This window comes from Streptomyces sp. NPDC041129 (assembly GCF_055592265.1).
Window position 1 is genome coordinate 1,699,325 of the sequence record NZ_JBVIYV010000001.1, and the last position, 17,342, is coordinate 1,716,666.

The 17,342-nt window shown below is 71.9% G+C and carries 18 protein-coding genes, 1 tRNA gene and 1 riboswitch; of the genes, 9 read left to right on the forward strand and 10 right to left on the reverse strand.

Features of this window, described 5'->3' with window-relative positions; translation table 11 throughout:
• Positions 1 to 16: 16 nt before the first annotated feature.
• Positions 17 to 763 (reverse strand): SAM-dependent methyltransferase, encoded by a 747-nt coding sequence (locus ACZ6B1_RS07435; protein ID WP_468775792.1) that lies wholly within the window; start codon positions 761 to 763, stop codon positions 17 to 19.
• Positions 764 to 1,014: 251 nt separating this feature from the next.
• Positions 1,015 to 2,367 (reverse strand): serine/threonine-protein kinase, encoded by a 1,353-nt coding sequence (locus tag ACZ6B1_RS07440; protein WP_468775793.1) that lies wholly within the window; start codon positions 2,365 to 2,367, stop codon positions 1,015 to 1,017.
• A gap of 400 nt (positions 2,368 to 2,767) precedes the next feature.
• On the opposite strand from ACZ6B1_RS07440, the gene ACZ6B1_RS07445 reads away from it, so the two are divergent.
• The gene (locus ACZ6B1_RS07445) at positions 2,768 to 3,310 is read left to right on the forward strand and encodes an MOSC domain-containing protein (RefSeq protein ID WP_468775794.1); all 543 of its coding nucleotides are present in this window, start codon (positions 2,768 to 2,770) and stop codon (positions 3,308 to 3,310) included.
• 131 nt (positions 3,311 to 3,441) lie between these two features.
• On the opposite strand, the gene ACZ6B1_RS07450 is transcribed toward ACZ6B1_RS07445, so the two are convergent.
• On the reverse strand, positions 3,442 to 3,942 hold the full coding sequence (locus ACZ6B1_RS07450) for a DUF2267 domain-containing protein (RefSeq protein WP_468775796.1): 501 nt from the start codon (positions 3,940 to 3,942) through the stop codon (positions 3,442 to 3,444).
• Positions 3,943 to 4,179: 237 nt separating this feature from the next.
• Positions 4,180 to 4,617 (reverse strand): Hsp20/alpha crystallin family protein, encoded by a 438-nt coding sequence (locus ACZ6B1_RS07455; RefSeq protein WP_468775798.1) that lies wholly within the window; start codon positions 4,615 to 4,617, stop codon positions 4,180 to 4,182.
• A gap of 186 nt (positions 4,618 to 4,803) precedes the next feature.
• On the opposite strand from ACZ6B1_RS07455, the gene ACZ6B1_RS07460 reads away from it, so the two are divergent.
• Entirely contained in the window at positions 4,804 to 5,106 is a 303-nt protein-coding gene (locus tag ACZ6B1_RS07460) for a hypothetical protein (RefSeq protein WP_468775800.1), read from the forward strand.
• Positions 5,107 to 5,112: 6 nt separating this feature from the next.
• Positions 5,113 to 5,427, forward strand: coding sequence for a hypothetical protein (locus ACZ6B1_RS07465; protein ID WP_468775802.1), 315 nt, complete (start codon positions 5,113 to 5,115; stop codon positions 5,425 to 5,427).
• 10 nt (positions 5,428 to 5,437) lie between these two features.
• On the opposite strand, the gene ACZ6B1_RS07470 is transcribed toward ACZ6B1_RS07465, so the two are convergent.
• A complete protein-coding gene (locus tag ACZ6B1_RS07470; RefSeq protein WP_468775803.1) occupies positions 5,438 to 6,802 on the reverse strand; it encodes an SGNH/GDSL hydrolase family protein in 1,365 nt (454 codons plus the stop codon).
• Positions 6,803 to 7,008: 206 nt separating this feature from the next.
• Between ACZ6B1_RS07470 and ACZ6B1_RS07475 the strand changes: the two genes are divergently transcribed.
• The 3 genes from ACZ6B1_RS07475 to rdgB all read left to right on the forward strand — a co-directional run bounded on the left by ACZ6B1_RS07475 (position 7,009) and on the right by rdgB (position 10,603).
• Positions 7,009 to 8,337: a DUF445 domain-containing protein gene (locus ACZ6B1_RS07475; RefSeq protein WP_468775804.1), complete on the forward strand. Its 1,329-nt coding sequence runs from the start codon at positions 7,009 to 7,011 to the stop codon at positions 8,335 to 8,337.
• Positions 8,338 to 8,422: 85 nt separating this feature from the next.
• Entirely contained in the window at positions 8,423 to 9,961 is a 1,539-nt protein-coding gene (locus tag ACZ6B1_RS07480) for an MFS transporter (RefSeq protein WP_468775806.1), read from the forward strand.
• Between the two features lie 39 nt (positions 9,962 to 10,000).
• Positions 10,001 to 10,603: an RdgB/HAM1 family non-canonical purine NTP pyrophosphatase gene (rdgB, locus tag ACZ6B1_RS07485; protein WP_468775808.1), complete on the forward strand. Its 603-nt coding sequence runs from the start codon at positions 10,001 to 10,003 to the stop codon at positions 10,601 to 10,603.
• Positions 10,604 to 10,645: 42 nt separating this feature from the next.
• Here the strand turns inward: rdgB and ACZ6B1_RS07490 are convergent.
• From ACZ6B1_RS07490 to bcp, 4 genes are all read right to left on the reverse strand, one after another.
• Positions 10,646 to 10,729 (reverse strand) — tRNA-Leu (locus ACZ6B1_RS07490).
• A 94-nt stretch (positions 10,730 to 10,823) separates the two neighbouring features.
• The gene (locus tag ACZ6B1_RS07495) at positions 10,824 to 11,171 is read right to left on the reverse strand and encodes a hypothetical protein (protein ID WP_468775809.1); all 348 of its coding nucleotides are present in this window, start codon (positions 11,169 to 11,171) and stop codon (positions 10,824 to 10,826) included.
• 7 nt (positions 11,172 to 11,178) lie between these two features.
• A complete protein-coding gene (locus ACZ6B1_RS07500; protein WP_199210708.1) occupies positions 11,179 to 11,562 on the reverse strand; it encodes a hypothetical protein in 384 nt (127 codons plus the stop codon).
• A 350-nt stretch (positions 11,563 to 11,912) separates the two neighbouring features.
• Positions 11,913 to 12,380: a thioredoxin-dependent thiol peroxidase gene (bcp, locus tag ACZ6B1_RS07505; protein WP_468775811.1), complete on the reverse strand. Its 468-nt coding sequence runs from the start codon at positions 12,378 to 12,380 to the stop codon at positions 11,913 to 11,915.
• 92 nt (positions 12,381 to 12,472) lie between these two features.
• On the opposite strand from bcp, the gene ACZ6B1_RS07510 reads away from it, so the two are divergent.
• The 3 genes from ACZ6B1_RS07510 (at position 12,473) to sugE (ending at position 13,709) form a co-directional block, all read left to right on the forward strand.
• Entirely contained in the window at positions 12,473 to 12,802 is a 330-nt protein-coding gene (locus ACZ6B1_RS07510; protein ID WP_468775813.1) for a DUF3618 domain-containing protein, read from the forward strand.
• A gap of 112 nt (positions 12,803 to 12,914) precedes the next feature.
• Positions 12,915 to 13,217: a GroES family chaperonin gene (locus ACZ6B1_RS07515; protein WP_250400707.1), complete on the forward strand. Its 303-nt coding sequence runs from the start codon at positions 12,915 to 12,917 to the stop codon at positions 13,215 to 13,217.
• A gap of 68 nt (positions 13,218 to 13,285) precedes the next feature.
• Positions 13,286 to 13,355, forward strand: a riboswitch (guanidine-III (ykkC-III) riboswitch).
• A 33-nt stretch (positions 13,356 to 13,388) separates the two neighbouring features.
• Positions 13,389 to 13,709 carry a quaternary ammonium compound efflux SMR transporter SugE gene (sugE, locus tag ACZ6B1_RS07520; RefSeq protein ID WP_468775814.1) on the forward strand — a complete coding sequence of 107 codons (321 nt, stop codon included), beginning with the start codon at positions 13,389 to 13,391 and terminating at the stop codon, positions 13,707 to 13,709.
• A 9-nt stretch (positions 13,710 to 13,718) separates the two neighbouring features.
• On the opposite strand, the gene ACZ6B1_RS07525 is transcribed toward sugE, so the two are convergent.
• The gene (locus ACZ6B1_RS07525) at positions 13,719 to 16,259 is read right to left on the reverse strand and encodes a transglycosylase domain-containing protein (protein WP_468776060.1); all 2,541 of its coding nucleotides are present in this window, start codon (positions 16,257 to 16,259) and stop codon (positions 13,719 to 13,721) included.
• Positions 16,260 to 17,342: the final 1,083 nt, after the last annotated feature.

A 17,342-nucleotide genomic window follows, 5' to 3' on the forward strand; every position in this document is an offset into this window, starting at 1 on the left:
GGCCTCGACCTGACCGTCAGCGGCTCATGAGGGCGAAGACCCCCCAGCCGAGGTACTCGCGCTCGTACCTGGCATAGCGGGCCGGTTCCCGGGAGAGGTCGGCTCTCAGCTCTGCGGCCAGCTCGTCGTCGGGGTTCCGGTCGAGCCAGCGTCGGATGTTGAGCCACTGGGCGGCCCGATACCGGTCCCAGCTGTCCTGGTCGGCGAGCACCATCTCGACGACGTCGTAGCCCAGTTCACCGAACTGCTCGATGAGCTCCGGCAGCAGCCGGAAGTCCTCCTTGGTGCCGGCGTGGCACGCTTCGACGGTGTGCTGGTCCGGGGGTTCGTGACGCCAGTACGGCTCGCCGATCAGCAGCGTGCCGCCGGGGCGGAGACTGCGCCGCAGCAGATCGATCGTGCCGGCCACTCCGTCGCCGATCCAGGTCGCACCGATGCACGCGGCGAGGTCGACGGGTTCGTCCGCCACGTAGCCGGACGCGTCGCCGTGGATGAAGTCCAGCTGATCGGCAACGCCGAGTTCGACAGCCCGGGCACGGGCCCTGGCCGTGAACTCGGTGCTGATGTCCACGCCGGTCCCGACGATGCGGTGGGCGTGCGCCCAGGTGCACAGCATCTCGCCCGATCCGCTGGCGAGGTCGAGCGCGCGCGTCCCGGGGGTCAGGTGCAGCGCCTGGCCCAGGGCAGCCAGCTTCTCGCTGGTGAACGGGTTGTGGATGCGGTGGCTGCTCTCGCGGATGGTGAATTCACGTGGAAGATCCACTGTTGGGGTTCCTTGTGTCCGATGAGGTCATGGCATGCGCGTTGGACGGCCTGTTGACGCTGGCCGCCGTTGCCTGGACCGTCATCGAATGCACCTCATCCGGACGTACGGATCTTCGGAACCTCGGTGAGGCTAGGACGCACGCGGGAGCCGTGTCCACCGGGTTTCGCGTTCGCCGCGATCACAGCCCCGCGAGGCGGGGCCAGGCCGTGGAAGGGTGCGGAGATGCGGGGCGGCTCGGCGGGCCGGCCTCACTCCTCGTTGCCCGGCGTCGTGTGCCGGGGAGGCTTGTTGCCATGGCCGGGAGCGTGCGGGGCGGCGTGGGGCGGGTGCTCCGTGTTGCCGGGGCGGTGGGCGGAGGAGCCGTGGGCGTTGGTGGCCTTCTTGCCGGGCGGGGTGAGGGGCTTCGGGGTTGCTCGGTCGCGCGAGGGCAGGTTCATGGAGACGGGCTGGGCGTGGGGGGTGGTGGCTGCGGTTGCCGGAGTGGGTCGGCCAAAGGTCCTCGCGTCGGACTGGGCGCCGGTCGGCGGGGCGGTGCCGGGCTTGTCGCCGGATTCGGACTTGCCGGACGGCGGGTGGCCGGGGGTCGTGGCGGCGGAGGCCTTGTCGGCGCGTTCGTCGCCGCTGCTGCTGGTGCCCGGGGCCAGGGCGAGGGTCGCGCCCAGGGTCACGGAGAGGGCGGCCAGGGCGGTGCCCACTGCCAGGCGGCGGCTGTGCGGGCGGCGGTCGGTACGGGCGTGGCCCGGGACGGCCGCCGGTCCGCGGGCGTGGGCGGGCGGGATCGCTGACGCCGTCCTCAGCCCTTCCGTACGGGCGGGGCGGGCCGCTGTCGATTCCCGCGTCGTCGTGAGCCCCGCAACAGGGGCGGCGGCGCTGGGCGCGTTCAGGGTCGCCAGCGTCTGCGCGCACTGTTCGGCGTCGGGGCGGGCCTCGGGGTCCTTGGCGGTCATGGCGCGGAGCAGTGCCGCCAGGTCCGGGGAGACCCAGGCGGGTATCTCGGGTGCGCGCAGGAGGCGGGCGACCGCTGCCTCCAGGGGGGTCCCCGGGTATTCCAGTCCCCCTTTCAGGCACTCCAGCAGGACCAGGCCGAGCGCGTAGACGTCGGTGGGCGGTCCGACGTGCCCGCCCTCGACCTGCTCGGGCGCCAGATACGCGGCGGTGCCGGTCAGCGCGTCGGGTGCCGTCCGGCGGGTGGCGTCCGCCAGGCGCGCTATGCCGAAGTCGGCCAGGTGGGGGTCGCCGGCCGGGTCCAGCAGGACGTTCGACGGTTTGACGTCGCGGTGCACTATGTCGGCCCGGTGGACGTGGGCGAGCGCCCGTGCGAGGGCTGCGCCCAGGGCCGCCACTCGTCGCTCGGGCAGGGGCCCGCTTTCCAGGAGGCTGTGCAGCGTGGGGCCTTCGACGAGTTCCATGACCAGGTAGGTGCGGTCGTCCTCGCGGCCGGAGTCGTAGACCGTGACCAGTCCGGGGTGCTGGAGGCCGGCGAGGAGGACGGCCTCCGCGGTGAGGCGGTCCTCGGTATGCGGGCCCGGGCCCGGCCGGAAGACCTTGACGGCGACGGGCCGCTCGAGGCGCGTGTCGAGGGCCTCGTAGACGTCGGCCATGCCTCCCGATCCGATTCTCGCGCCCAACCGGTAGCGTCCGGACAGGACGTGAGCGGACGGCGGTTCCGCTGTGACCGACCCGGCGGTCTGCGGGGCTGCTGATCGGCTGGCCTTCATCTGGGTCTCCGTTGCTGTCACCTCGTGCCGGACTCGGCCATGGGGCGTGCTCCGATGCGGGTACCCGAGCCCGTGTCAGGTAGGCGAACGAAATCGGTGGCTCGAGGATGCTCGGAGCATCGGCTCGGTGGAGCGTCGGGGCGGTGGCCAAGGGGTCCGTCGTGGCGGTGGCACAGGTCCGTCGCACGGCCGGGGCGTGAAGTACGCCTCGCCGTATGCCAATCAGGGCTGCCGCTAGGCTCTCGGTGGATCTTGCGACGAAGAACCGATACGGGGGCCCGCGATGAGCGCGACTGTCACTGCCGTCAGCAGCAACGGCGAGTACTCCTTCACCAAGCCCAACCGGGAGCGGATCACCCTGCTCGCCGGCCTCGGGGTCGAGGGGGACGTGCATGCCGGGGTGACCGTGAAGCACCGGTCGCGCGTCGCCCAGGACCCGACCCAGCCGAACCTCCGGCAGGTGCACCTCATCCATGAGGAGCTGTTCCAGGAGGTCGGGGAGAGCGGGTTCCGGGTGGCGGCCGGGGAGCTCGGCGAGAACATCACCACCCGGGGGATCGACCTGCTGGGTCTGCCCACCGGGGCGGTGCTGCGGATCGGGGACGAGGCCGTCGTGGAGGTGACCGGGCTGCGCAACCCGTGTCTTCAGATCGACGACTTCCAGCGGGGGCTGCTGAAGCGGGTCGTGGGGCGCGACGCGGACGGGCACGTCCGGTACCGGGCCGGGGTCATGGGTGTGGTGAGGGTGGGTGGCGTCGTCCGCGCCGGGGACACGATCTCCGTGGAGCTGCCCGACGGGCCTCACCGGGCACTCGAACGGGTCTGACCGGCCGGCCGGTCGCCTTCTGGCCTACGGGCCGTCGGGCCGGTCACCGGGCGCCGCCGTCGGCAGTCGTCGGACGGACGACGGCGGGCGCCCGGAAGGGCGGGGTGGAGGGCCGGGGCGCGGGCGGAGTTCTATGCCGTCGCCGCCAGGTCCGCGCGGCCGAACAGCAGGGCGTAGCCCGGGGGGAGTTGGGCCAGGACACGGGTCGTCAGGGGCTCTCCGGCGGTGTCCGCAAGGACACCGAGGACCGAGCTGACGTCCCACCGGGCCGTGGCCGGGGTGGCGTCACCGAGGTGGCTCGCCACGGACTCGACGAACTCACGGGCGGACAGCGGGGTGGCCGCGGGGATCTGGGAGGCGAGCAGCAGGCCCGCCTGCCTGGGCAGGGCCTGGGCGAGGGCGACTCGTTCCTCGCCGGTCACATGGCCGCCCAGGGCGGTGAGGACGGTACGGGTGACGCGCTCGGCCTCGGCCGCCGTCGGGTACTGACCGGCCTCGCGCACCGCCTCGGTGAGTGCCTCCCAGCGCGCGGTGTCGGCGCCGGCCTCGGGGGCGAGCGGGCGCAGCGACGGGGCCGCGGTGGCGGCGGGGGCGGGGATGGTCGTTCTCGGCTGCGGGGTCGTCACGGTCATCGTGGTGGATCCTCCTCCGGGACTTCGGGCACCGGGAGCCCGGTACCCCGTAATGCGACGCGCATGAGCGGGAATTCGGCCAAAGTGCGGCATGTGGTGGCATGCGGCCCGTGCACCGCTCGCGGCTCGTGTGGCGGCATCCGCCCCGGCGCGGCGGGCGGGCGTGGGCGGGCGCGCGGCGGCGCCCCGGGCCCCCGCTCGGGGCCACGGGGCGCGGAGAACGCGACCTGGGCGCGCTCAGCCGGTGATCTGCTTGCGGCCGCTGTCGCCGCCGCTGATCTGGATGCGGCGCGGCTTGGCCTGTTCGGCCACCGGGATGCGCAGGGTCAGGACGCCGGACTCGTACGAGGCGTCGATGCGCTCGGTGTCGAGGGTCTCGCCGAGGAAGAGCTGACGGGTGAAGGTGCCCGTGGGGCGCTCGGCGACGATCATCTCGGCGCCCTCCGGCGCTGGGTTGCGGCGCTCGGCGCGGACGTTGAGGACGTTGCGCTCGACGTCCAGCTCGATCGTCTCGGGGTCGATGCCGGGAAGGTCGAAGTGGACCAGGAAGTCGTCACCGGAGCGGTAGGCGTCCATCGGCATGGCCGACGGGCGGCCGGCGGTGGCGTTCGCGCTGCCGAAGACCTGCTGCGCGAGTCGGTCGAATTCGCGGAACGGGTCCGTACGCATGAGCATCACGGCTCACTCCTCTCGTCAGGTGCTGGGTGCGATGCCCTTCGACTATTTATATAGCTCGCGGCCGGAAAGTTGACAAGCCTCGACTCAGCTTGTCGGAGCCGAATGGGCGCGCTATAGCCTCGGGCCAGGCAACAAAGGCACACGAAGCGCACCAAGGCGTGTCGACGTAGATGGAGGCAGCTCATGGCCAGGGTTCCCAGCGCGGCGATCGCCGCGACCGGGCTCGTCGGCGGGTACGGCGTCGCCCGCTGGACCGGGAAGCGGCAGCTCGGCGGGGCCGTCCTGGCCGCCGCGGGGGCCGCCGCCGCGCAGCGGTGGCACAGGCAGGCGGGCGGTAGGGCCGCGGGTGCGCTGACCGCCGGGTACGTCGCCGCGTTCGCCGGGTCGCATCCGCTGGCCAAGAAGGTCGGCGCCTGGCCGTCCGTTCTCGGCGTCGCGGGCGCCGTCGCCCTGGCCTCCTGGGCCGTCGCCGACCGGCGCGGCTGAGAGGCTGTGACGGTTCCCGATCCGGCGGTCGAGCAGTCGGCTGCCGGCCGGCTGCTCGAGCTCGTCCGCTCCTTCGTCACCGAGCACGTGGCATGGAAGCCGCTGTTCATCAGGGCGGTCATCACGGGCGACGACCGCATGCGCCTCTATTTCCGTTCACCCGAGCGGGAGCGCACCTACGGTGTGGACGTGCTGATCAGCCGGACGGGTCCCGGCCTGCTCGCCGCTCTGGTTTCACCGGCGTTCCTGGCGAACGGGCATCTGCACCGGCCTTCCGGCGATCCGCACTGCGACGTGATCGTGGACCTCACCGACCGCTGAGGGCCGCCGGCTACAGCTCCGCCTGACCAGCACCCTTCAGCGCACCCAGGTCGAAGATGTCGCCCATCTTGGCGAAGCCCAGGTCACTGGGGTGCAGATGGTCGCCGGAGTCGTACTCGGGGCGCAGCCGGCGCGCGTCGTACGGGTCCCGCAGGGCCCGGTCGAAGTCGACGACCGAGTCGTAGACCCGGCCGGACCGGATCTCCGCGTTGACCTGCTGCCGCACCGCCTCGCGGGCCGGCGTCCAGCCGCGGTGGCCGCGGAACGGCATGAGGGTCGCGCCGACCACCCTGAGCCCGCGGGCGTGCGCCTGGCGGACCAGGGTGCGCAGACCGCCGGTGATCCTGTCCGGGTCGGCGAGGGCCGGGTTGCGGATGATGTCGTTGATCCCGAGGTCGATGACGACGACCTTCACATTGGTCCGGGAGAGCGTGTCCCGGCCGAAGCGGCCGAGGCCGCTCTGGTTCTCCGCCGGACGGCCCAGCCCGTCGGCGAGGACCTGGTTGCCGCTGATGCCCTCGTTGACGATGCCGTAGCGGGGCAGGGCGTCACCGCCAGCCACCGCCGTGTGCAGCCGGCCCGCGAGGACGTCGGTCCAGCGGCGGTTGGCGCCGACCGTGGACGTTATGCCGTCGGTGATGGAGTCGCCGAAGACGACCACCGTGCCCGTCGCCTCGTTGCTCAGCACGTCAAGGGCCGTCAGATAGCGCCAGTACGGCGTCTGTTCGCTGTACGCGGCGCCCGTCGCGTCCTCCGTGCGGTCGCCCTGGGCCACGTATGACATCTGCTGCGCGTGCGGGTGGTAGGTGACCGGGCCCGACGGGGTCGGCGAGTACGTGGTGACCAGCACGTCCGAGTCGTGCGGGATGGCCACGCGCACGGCGTCGCTGAGTACCTGGCCGCCGGGCGGGATCACGACGCGGGTGGCGCCGTTGAACGTCAGCCGCCGCATGGTCTCCGCGTCGGCCTCGGCGGCGCCGGGACCCGACGCCACGGCCAGGGAGGCGTGCGTGATGGTCAGCGGGGACTGTCCGTAGAGGTTGGACAGCGTGATGCGGGCACTCGTTCCCGCGGTGCTCGCGTGCACGACGTTGCGCACCGAACGGCCGGCGAGACCGGCGGTCTCGGTGCCCGGCTCGCCGCCCACGGGCGCCGTGGACCAGGCACCGACCCAGGTGCCGGTCGACGCGGGAGCGACGGAGGAACCATGGCGCGGGCGACTGCCGGCGAAGGTGCTGCTGGGGGTGGTGTCGTCCGCGGCCACCGTGACGTAGACGGCTGCGGACACGGCCACGATCAGGGCGACCAGCGCGCTGAGTACGGCACGGTGTTTTGCGGGAGAGGCCCCCGCGCCCCCCACATGACGCTTGGTCATGCTTGCGTTGTTCTCCTCGGGAGATGGGAGCCCGAGGCTCCGATCTTGTTGAACCCATGATGCGTCATGGGCTCGGGAGACCTGACAGGACCCTGCCCGAAACCCCCTACAGACAGACGCCGGGAACTCCTGTTTCGTTCCGGGAGTCGGTCAGGAAGGGACAATTGTGTGCGGGATCACCGCACGGCGGAGTACGGGTGGAGCTGATGGAACGCACCGAGACACGAACAGCGGACCGGACGACGGCGCAGCAGACCGCGTCGCACCGGACCATGAACACCTTCACCCCGGCCGACGAGGAACGGCAGCGGGGCGTACGGCGGATGAAACTCACCGCGACCGGACTGCTGCTGTTCGTCGCCCTCGTCTACGTGCTCGCCCGGCTCGCCACCCACCAGGGCGCGGGCCCCTGGGCGGGCTACGTGGCCGCCGCGGCCGAGGCCGGCATGGTCGGCGCGCTCGCCGACTGGTTCGCCGTCACCGCCCTCTTCCGGCACCCCCTCGGGCTGCCCATCCCGCACACCGCGATCATCCCCACCAAGAAGGACCAGCTCGGCGTATCCCTCGGCGAGTTCGTCGGCGAGAACTTCCTCTCCCAGGACGTCGTACGGCAGCGGCTGCGCGCCGTCGGCATCGGCAGCCGGCTCGGCAACTGGCTCGCCCGGCCGGAGCACGCCGACCGGGTCACCGCCGAACTCGCCACCGCGCTGCGCGGCGCCCTCACCGTCATGCGCGACCGGGACGTCCAGGCAGTCGTGACGGAGGCCGTCACCCGGCGGGCCGACGTCCAGGAGATCGCGCCGGGCCTCGGCAAGATGCTCGAGCGGATCGTCGCCGACGGCGGCCACAAACGCGTCGTCGACCTGGTCGTCGCCCGCGCCCACGACTGGCTGGAACTGCACCGCGCCGACGTGATGAGCGCCGTCGAGGGCGGAGCGCCCGGCTGGACCCCGCGCTTCGTCGACAAGAAGGTCGGCGACCGCGTCTACAAGGAACTGCTGCGCTTCGTCACCGAGATGCGGGACATGCCCTCCCACCCGGCCCGCGGCGCCCTCGACCGCTTCCTCACCGACTTCGCCTACGACCTGCAGTCCGACACCGACACCCGCGCGCGGGTGGAGCGGCTCAAGGGCGACATCCTCGGCCGCGGCGAGGTGCAGGACCTGATCGCCTCTGCCTGGACCGCCGTACGCTCCATGGTCGTCGCGGCGGCCGGGGACGAGCGCAGCGAGCTGCGGATGCGGGTGCGGGCCGCCCTGCTCTCGCTGGGCACCCGGATGGCGAGCGAGCCGAAGGTGCAGCAGAAGGTCGACGGCTGGGTCGAGGGCGCGGCCGTGCACGTCGTCACCACCTACCGCAGGGAGATCACCTCCCTGATCACCGACACCGTCGCCGGCTGGGACGCTGAGCACACCACCCGCAAGATCGAGGCCCACATCGGCCGCGACCTGCAGTTCATCCGTATCAACGGCACCGTCGTCGGCTCGCTTGCGGGCCTGCTCATCTACGTCGTCACCCGCGCCGTGGGCGCCTGAGACAGGACCGCCCCGGAACCGCCCCGGGCCTACTCCGGCGCCGCGCGGGCACCCGTATGCCGTCCTTCGGCGTTGAGGGGAGCCCATGAGCACAGCCGCAGCACCGGCACCGCAGAGCGGCCGGACCATCACCACGAACATCCCCGCCCGGCTCGACCGCCTGCCCTGGTCCCGGTGGCACTGGTCGATCGTCATCGGCCTGGGCACCGTATGGATCCTCGACGGCCTCGAGGTCACCGTCGTCGGCAACATCGCCGGCCGCCTATCCGAACCCGGCAGCGGGCTGAGCATCAGCTCGGGGCAGATCACCGGCATCGCCGCCGCGCTCTACGTGGCAGGCGCCTGCGTCGGAGCGCTGTTCTGGGGCCGGCTCACCGACCGCTTCGGCCGCAAGAAGCTGTTCATGATCACCCTCGCGGTGTATCTCGCGGCCACCGCCCTCACCGCCGTGTCCACCGAGGCCTGGTGGTTCTTCCTGTTCCGGTTCCTGACCGGCTTCGGCATCGGCGGCGAGTACGCGGCCATCAACAGCGCCATCGACGAGCTCATCCCCGCGAACTACCGGGGCCGCGTCGACCTCGTCATCAACGGCAGCTTCTGGCTCGGCGCCGTCGGTGGCTCCCTGCTGTCCATCCTCGCCCTCAACACCGACCTGCTCCCGGCCAACATCGGCTGGCGCCTCACCTTCGCGCTCGGCGCCGTCCTCGCCCTGGTCATCCTGCTCGTCCGCCGGCACGTCCCCGAGAGCCCACGGTGGCTGCTCATCCACGGCCGCGACCGGGAGGCGGAGGAGATCGTCACCGGCATCGAACGCCAGGTACAGGCGGAGAAGGGCGAACCCCTCGCCGAACCCGAGGGCGAACTCGAGATCCACCAGCGCAAGAGCGTCTCCTTCATGGAGATCGCGCGCACCGTCTTCGGCCGGTACCGCAAGCGCGCCGTCCTCGGCTTCTCCCTCTTCATCGGCCAGGCGTTCCTCTACAACGCCATCACCTTCGGCTTCGGCGCCATCCTGACCAAGTTCTTCGACGTGCCGGCCGACCACACCGGCTACTACTTCGCCGTCATCGCCGTCGGCAACTTCTGCGGCCCGCTGCTGCTCGGCCACCTCTTCGACACCGTCGGCCGCCGCGTGATGATCTCCTCGACGTACCTGCTGTCGGGCCTGCTGCTGTTCGGCACCGCCTGGCTCTTCGACCGCGGCTCCCTCAGCGCCGGCACCCTCACCGCCTGCTGGTGCGCGGTGCTCTTCTTCGCCTCCGCCGGTGCCTCCAGCGCCTATCTGACGGTCTCCGAGATCTTCCCGATGGAGACCCGGGCCATGTCGATCGCCTTCTTCTACGCCCTCGGCACCGCCGCCGGCGGCATCAGCGGCCCGCTGCTCTTCGCCGACCTCACCAGCACCGGCAAGGTCGGCGACACCGTCCTGGCGTTCCAGATCGGCGCCGGGCTGATGTGCGCGGCCGGTCTCGTCGCCGCGTTCCTCGCAGTGAACGCCGAACGCCGGTCCCTCGAGGACATCGCCCGCCCGCTGACCGCGGCCGCGAGCAAGGCCAGGGCGGCGACGCGTCCGGCGCGCGGCTCCCAGGGGCCCTCGGCCCCTCCGGCGGCCAGCAGGCCCTGACGGCGTGGGGGCCGGGTCCGCCAAGGGATACTGGCCCCCATGACCCGCCTGATCCTCGCCACCCGCAACGCCGGAAAGATCACCGAACTGAGGGCCATCCTCGCCGAAGCAGGCCTCCCCCACGAACTGATCGGCGCCGACGCCTACCCCGACATCCCCGACGTCCGGGAGACCGGCGTCACCTTCGCGGAGAACGCCCTCCTCAAGGCCCATGCCCTGGCGCGGGCCACCGGCCTCCCCGCCGTCGCCGACGACTCGGGCCTCTGCGTCGACGTCCTGAACGGCGCCCCCGGCATCTTCTCCGCCCGCTGGGCGGGCGCCCACGGCGACGACAAGGCCAACCTGGACCTCCTGCTGGCCCAGATCTCCGACATCGCCGAGGAACACCGGGGCGCGCACTTCGCCTGCGCGGCGGCGCTGGCCCTGCCGGACGGCACGGAGCGGGTGGTCGAGGGGCAGCTCAGGGGCGTCCTGCGGCACGCCCCGGCGGGCACGAACGGTTTCGGCTACGACCCGATCCTCCAGCCGGACGGCGAGAGCCGCACCTGCGCGGAGCTGAGCCCCGACGAGAAGAACGCGATCAGCCACCGGGGGAAGGCGTTCCGGGCGCTGGTGCCGGTCGTGCGGGAGCTGCTGGGCTGACAAGCGAACGCCCCCCACCTTCGGTTCGAAGGTGGGGGGCGGTGCGGCCGGTGGGATTCGAACCCACACGGGCGTGAACCCACTGGGACCTAAACCCAGCATGACTGCCAGTTCCATCACGGCCGCCTGAGGCGCGGCCTACTTTACTGTGCCGCGCCGTGCGCCGTCCGCCCCCTGCGCGGCAGGTACCCATGGCCGCGCGGCGGCGGGGGCGGGAACGTCATCCGGCCCCACCGGCACTGCTGGGGCACCGGCTGGAACTGGGCGCGACGTAGAACTTCACGGCCCGCATCTCGGGGACCGGCTGCTGGGAGCAGATCGTGTAGCGGGCCGCGGACTCCAGGTCGATGGACCGGTGCCGGTCCGTCGTATCGACGAACGTGGCACCCAGACCGGCATTCTTGGCGCCCTCGATGCCCTTCGTGAGCTTCTCACCGACGGCCGAGCCCATGGTGGGCATCGGCGGACGGCTCTCCTCCGCCGCGCCCGGTTCGTGCGTGGCACAGGCGGCCAGCAGAAGGGGCGTCGCGATCAGGATCCCCAGCCGCGCGAGATGTCCTGCCCTCATCGCGTCGTCACGAAGTCATGATCGTCTGCGTGCTGAGGCAGGAGAAGTCCAATCCGCCGGTCGGGGTGCCCTGCCAGTCGCCGGTCATCGCGCCGAGGGCGATCGCGATGTTCTCGGGCAGATCGAGATCGACGTGACGGGTCGTACCGTTGCCGTTCGAGTTCCAGTAGAAGTACTTGGTGCCGCTCTCGATGACACCCACGGCGGAGTGACCGTCCGCCTCGGTGTCCGTGATGTACAGGTGGTCGCCGTACGTCTTGAAGACGGACTTGGCTCCACAGCCGGGCGCCGCGTACTCGGTGTAGGTGGTGTCGGCGTAGGCGGCGGTGGACGTCAGAGCGATGCCGGCGGCCACGCCGCCGGTCAGGACGGCGCGCATGATCTTGCGCATCTTTTTCCCCTTTGCGTAGGTGGAGCGTCAGCAGAACGGTTCGGCTCGGAACGGCGTGCGTGAACTCGACCTACTAGGAGGCGTGACGATGCAAACCCCCATGGCGACGTGTTCCCCCGGTCGTCGTTGATGCCCGGTCATGCCTGGTCAGGCGGGCCGAACTTGGTACGCACCTTAAGCACGGACCGAACCGGAGGTCAAAGAGTTTGCTGTGGCCGAGGAGTGAAGTGGGGCGTTTGCACCGCTAGTTGAGCATTGGGAACGCGAACGGCCCGCAGCGGGAGCTCCGGTGCGGGCCGCGGGGACAGCGGGCACGCGTCTTCAGGGCGCCCCGGGACGCCCTCGGGGGGTCAGATCCCCAGGTCCTTGATGATCTTGGCCACATGGCCCGTGGCGCGGACGTTGTAGAGGGCGCGGTCGACCTTGCCCTCCTCGTCGACGACGATCGTGGAGCGGATGACGCCCATGTAGGTCTTGCCGTAGTTCTTCTTCTCGCCGTAGGCGCCGTAGGCCTCGGTGGTCGTCTTCTCGGGGTCGGCGAGGAGGGTGATCTTCAGGGACTCCTTCTCGCGGAACTTGGCCAGCTTCTCCGGCTGGTCCGGGGAGATGCCGATGACGTCGTAGCCGGCGTCGGCCAGGAGGGAGAGGTTGTCCGTGAAGTCGCAGGCCTGCTTGGTGCAGCCGGGGGTCAGGGCCGCGGGGTAGAAGTAGACGATGACCTTGCGGCCCTTGCGGTCCGACAGGGACACCTGGTTGCCGTCGGCGTCGGGGAGGGTGAAGGCGGGGGCCACGTCGCCGGGCTGGAGTCGCTCGCTCATCGGTCCAGCGTAACGGGGGGCGTTGCGGTGCGGCCTGGGTGGGAACTGACAGACTGTCCAGGACAGCATCAGGAGATTTCGGAGGCCGTACGGTGGCGGACACGTCGGACACCAGAACCCCGGCAGAGATCGAGGCGGACATCAGGCGCCGCCGGGAAGTACTGGCCGAGACCCTCGACGAGATCGGGGTGCGGGTGCACCCGAAGACGATCGTCGGGGATGCCAAGGCCAAGGTCGTCGCCAATCTCGATCACACGGTTGGACGGGCGTATGTCCAGGTCAACCGGGTGGTGAGTGACGTCAGGGCACAGTTCGTGGACGAGAAGGGCGCGCCGCGCCTCGAGCGGGTGGTGCCGGTGGCGCTGGTCGCCGTGGGGCTGGTGGGGCTGCTCGCGCTGGGTGTGCGGCGGCGCGGCCGCTGAGCGGCTCGGCGCCCCGGGCTCGTACGGGCGTGGCGAAGGCAGGTAGGTTCGAAGCGTGAGCGCCAACAGAAACGTGCAGAGCACCCCCCATCACGACAAGCTGCCCATCCGCATGCTGCATGACCGGGTGCTGGTCAGGCAGGAGACGGGTGAGGGTGAGCGGCGGTCGGGCGGCGGCATCCTGATTCCCGCCACGGCGGCGGTCGGGCGCCGGCTGGCCTGGGCCGAGGTGGTAGCGGTGGGCCAGAACGTGCGGACCGTGGAACCGGGCGACCGGGTGCTGTTCGACCCGGAGGACCGGGCCGAGGTCGAGGTGCGGGGCGTGGCGTACGTGCTGATGCGGGAGCGGGATCTGCACGCGGTGGCCGCGGACCGGTTCGAGGGCGCGGAGGACTCGACGGGCCTGTACCTCTGAGATGGCGGGTGTCGCCGGATCCGGCGACGAGGAAAGGGCTGGTGACCACGGTCACCAGCCCTTTTGCCGTTGTTTTGCTATGTTCGAAGGAGCCCGACGAGACGCGCCGTACCGGGATGCAGGCAAAGACGACGCACCAGGAATGGTTCCGTCTGCCGGAGGTGTGTCGTCGTGGCGTGGGTTCTGCTGGTTGTCGCCGGTCTGCTCGAGGTGGCCTGGTCGGTGGGGATGAAGTACACCGACGGGTTCACCCGGCTCGTGCCGAGCGTGTTCACCGGCGCCGGGATCGTGGCCAGCATGGTGCTGCTGTCGTACGCCGCGAAGTCGTTGCCGATCGGTACTGCGTACGGCGTGTGGGTGGGGATCGGCGCGGCCGGGGCGGCGGTGCTCGGCATGGTGGTGCTGGGTGAGCCGGTCACCGCCGCCCGTGTCTTCTTCGTCTGTCTGCTGCTGGTCGCCGTGGTGGGGCTCAAGGCGACCAGCGGCCACTGACGGTCGGTCCTACGGTTGGCCCCCGGTGGCCCCGGTGTCGGTGCCTCCGCCAGTGTCGAGGCCTCCGGTGCTGCCGCCGGGTGTGCCGCCGCCGGTGTCCGTGCCACCGCCCGTGGTCGCGCCGCCGTCCGTGCCCCCGCCCGTGGTGGCGCCGCCGTCGGCCGTTCCTCCGTCGGTGGTGGTGCCGCCCCCGTCGGTCGTCGTGCCGCCGTCGGTGGTGCCGCCGTCGGTGGTGGGGGTGCTGCCGGTGGTGCCGCCGTCGGTGGCCGGGGTGCTGCCGGTGGTGCCGCCGTCGGTGGGCGTGCCGGTGGTGCCGCCGTCGTCCTGGGAGCCGGTGCTCGGGTCGCCGGAGGGGTCGACCGGGGCCTGGGTCTGGTCGGCGCCCGGCTGGAGCTGGAGGTCGAAGTCTCTGACCGGCTTCCCCTTCAGGGCGTCGCGGGTGTACTGGGCCCAGATGGCGGTGGGCGGGCCACCGCCGTTCATCCGGGGCTGGCCCAGCGCGTAGTACAGCGACTTGTGGGCCGCGGTGACCGGGTCCTGGCCCATGACGGAGACCACGGTGGCGAGGTCCGGGGTGTAGCCCGCGAACCAGGCGGCGGTGTCCTCCTCGGCGGTGCCGGTCTTGCCGGCCGCGGGGCGGCCCGCGGCCTGGGCGGCGACGGCGGTGCCGTTGTCGACGACGCTCTGCAGGATCGAGGTGGTCGTGTCGGCGGCCTCACGGGTGACGGCCCGCCTGGTCTGCCGCTCGGGCAGCTCGATCTGCTGGGTGCCGTCCTTGGTGACCTTCTCGACCATGGTGTACGTGGCGCGCTCACCGTGGTTGGCGAGCGTGGCGTACGCCTCCGCCATGTCGAGGACGCTGGCGGTGGCGGTGCCGAGGGCGATGGACGGGTAGGGCTGGAGGTCCTTGGTGCCCTCGGGGATGCCGAGGTCGACGGCGGTCTGCTTGACCTTGGCCGGGCCGACGTCGACGGCCATCTGGGCGTAGACGGCGTTGACCGAGAGGTCGGTGGCCTTGCGGACGGGGATGTCGCCGTACGACTTCTCGTCCTCGTTGGCGGGGTTGTAGCCGCCGCCGGTCCAGCCCTGCACGGGGCGCCTGCTGGTGCCGTCGTAGATGGTGTTCGGGGTGATGGGCCGGCTGTCCTGCGTGGTGGAGCTGTTCTGGACGGCCGAGGTGAACACGAAGGGCTTGAAGGTGGAGCCGACCTGGAAGTCACCTCGGGTGGCGCCGTTGGTGTACTGCTTCACGTAGTCGATGCCGCCGTACATGGCGACGATCTTGCCGGTCTTGGGGTCGACGGAGGCGCCGCCGGCGCGGACGTAGTTGTCGGCCTTGCGGTTCTTCTTGTCGAGCTTGGAGATGAGCTGGTCGTCGACGGCCTTGACGAAGGCGTTCTGCCGGTTCTTCTGGATGGTGGTGGTGATGCGGTAGCCGCCGGCCTCGAGCTGGTCGGAGGTGACGATGTCGTTGCTGATCAGGTACTGCCTGGCCGCGTCGACGAGGTAGCCGCGCTGTCCGGACAGGCCGTTGGGGAGGGTCTGCTCCTTGGGCGTGGGGAACTTCAGGCCCACGCGCTCGCCCTTGGCGAGCCAGCCCTCCTTGACCATGCCGTCCAGGACGTAGTTCCAGCGGGCGACGGCGGCGGGCTTGTTCTCGGGGTGCGCGACGACGTCATACTCGCTGGGGGCGTTGACGAGGGCGGCGAGGTAGGCGGAGCGGGCCGGGTCGAGGTCCGCGGCGTCCTTGCCGTAGTAGGCCTGGGCGGCGGCCTGGATGCCGTAGGCGCTGCGGCCGAAGTAGCTGGTGTTGAGGTAGCCCTCGAGGATCTCGTCCTTGGACTTCTCGCGGTCCAGCTTCATCGAGATGAAGAACTCCTTGGCCTTGCGGGTGACGGTCTGTTCCTGGCCCAGGTAGTAGTTCTTCACGTACTGCTGGGTGATCGTCGAACCGGACTGCCTGCCCTTGCCCAGGGCCGTGTTCCAGCCGGCGCGGAGCATGGCCTTGGGGTCGACGGCGGACTCGGAGTAGAAGTCGCGGTCCTCGGCGGCCAGTACGGCGTGCTGGGCGGCCTCGGAGACCTGGGCGAGGCTGACGTTCTCGCGGTTGACCTTGCTGTCGCGGGTGTCGCGGGCGAGCTGCGAGCCGTCGGCGTAGAGATAGACGTTGCTCTGCTTGGTCGCGAGGGCGTTGGCGGACGGGATCTGCACGAGCGAGTAGCCGAGGAAGAACAGGCCGATGATCAGCATGACGCCGATCACGAAGGTGCCGAGCAGCATGCGCCAGGTGGGGATCAGGCGGCGCCATCCGGTCCGCTTGGGCCGCTTGGGCTTCTTGCCCTTGCCGCCTCCGCCACCGGCTCCGCCCCCGCTGTCCGCGTTGGCGGTGGCGGTGGCTTCGGTGGCGGCGGTGTTCCCGGAGGATGCGGCGGCTCCGGCCGTGGCGGCCCCGGCCTTGGCCGCACCGCCACCGGCCGTCGCGGCCCGGGCGCCCTTGGCCGCGCCGCTTCCCGCGGCGGCCTGAGCTGCCGCGGCCGCGCCGCCGGCCATCGCCGCCCGGCCCTTCCCGGCGCCGCCGGGCGTGGCGGCCCGGCCGCCGCTGCTCGCGGCGGAGGTGCCGTCGCCCGGCCGGGTCGGCTCGGACGTGGTGGGGGTCTTGACCTTGCGGAGGACCTGGGTCGTCTCGGGTACCTGGGCGGCCCCGGATCCCTGCGGGCCGCCGGACGCCTTTCCGCCGTCGCCCTTGCGGGCCGCTTCGGCTCCCTCGGCGGCGGAGGCGCTGACGCGCCGGAGCACCTGGGTGCTCTCGGCCGCGTCGGGCTTCTCGGGCTTCCCCGGCGCCCGCGACTGCCCCGACTGCTGGGGCACGCCGGGACGCTGAGACCCCTCGGACCGCCCCGTCCCCGGCTTCCGGGAACCCTCTCCCTCACCGGGCGCCTGCGGAGGCACCCCGGGCCGCCTGGCTCCGGCCGACCGCTCGGCCGCCGGCTCTTCGGAGCCCGAGGACCGCGTGGACGCCTGCCCCGGCTTCCCCGACTGGCCGGACCTCCCCGGCGCCCGCGACTGCCCCGACTGCTGAGGCAGGCCGGAACGCGGTGACCCGGCGGAACGCCCGGCCCCCTGCCCCTCGGCGCCGTCGGACTTCCCGGAGCCCTGCGGCTTGCCCGACTGCGGAGGCACACCGGGGCGCTGCGACCCCTCGGCCCCCGGCTTCCCGGAGCCCTCGCCCTTCCCGGGCGCCTGCGGAGGCACGCCGGGGCGGTGGCCCTCGGCGGCATCGGGCTTTCCGGGCTCCCGCGACTGTCCCCCCTGCTGGGCGGGCAGGCCGCCCTGCGGCTTGCCCGGCGCCCCGGCGCCAGTGCTTCCGTCGCCCGCGCGGCCGGCCCGGCCCATCTGGGCGGCCAGGGCCGCGCGGCGGGCCCGGGCGGCCTGGTCCACGCCGGTACCCGGCGACGGCTGACCACCGGAGACGCCGTCGGCCTGCGGCGCGGCCTTCTCCTCCCGGCCGGCCCGAGCCGACCCGGCGACCGAACCGTCCCGGCCCCGGTCCCGTCCCTGGCCCTGGCCCTTGTTCGAACCCGGCCGGTCCTTGCTGCCACCCCGGTCCTGGTCGTCACCGTCCCCGGGCCGGGT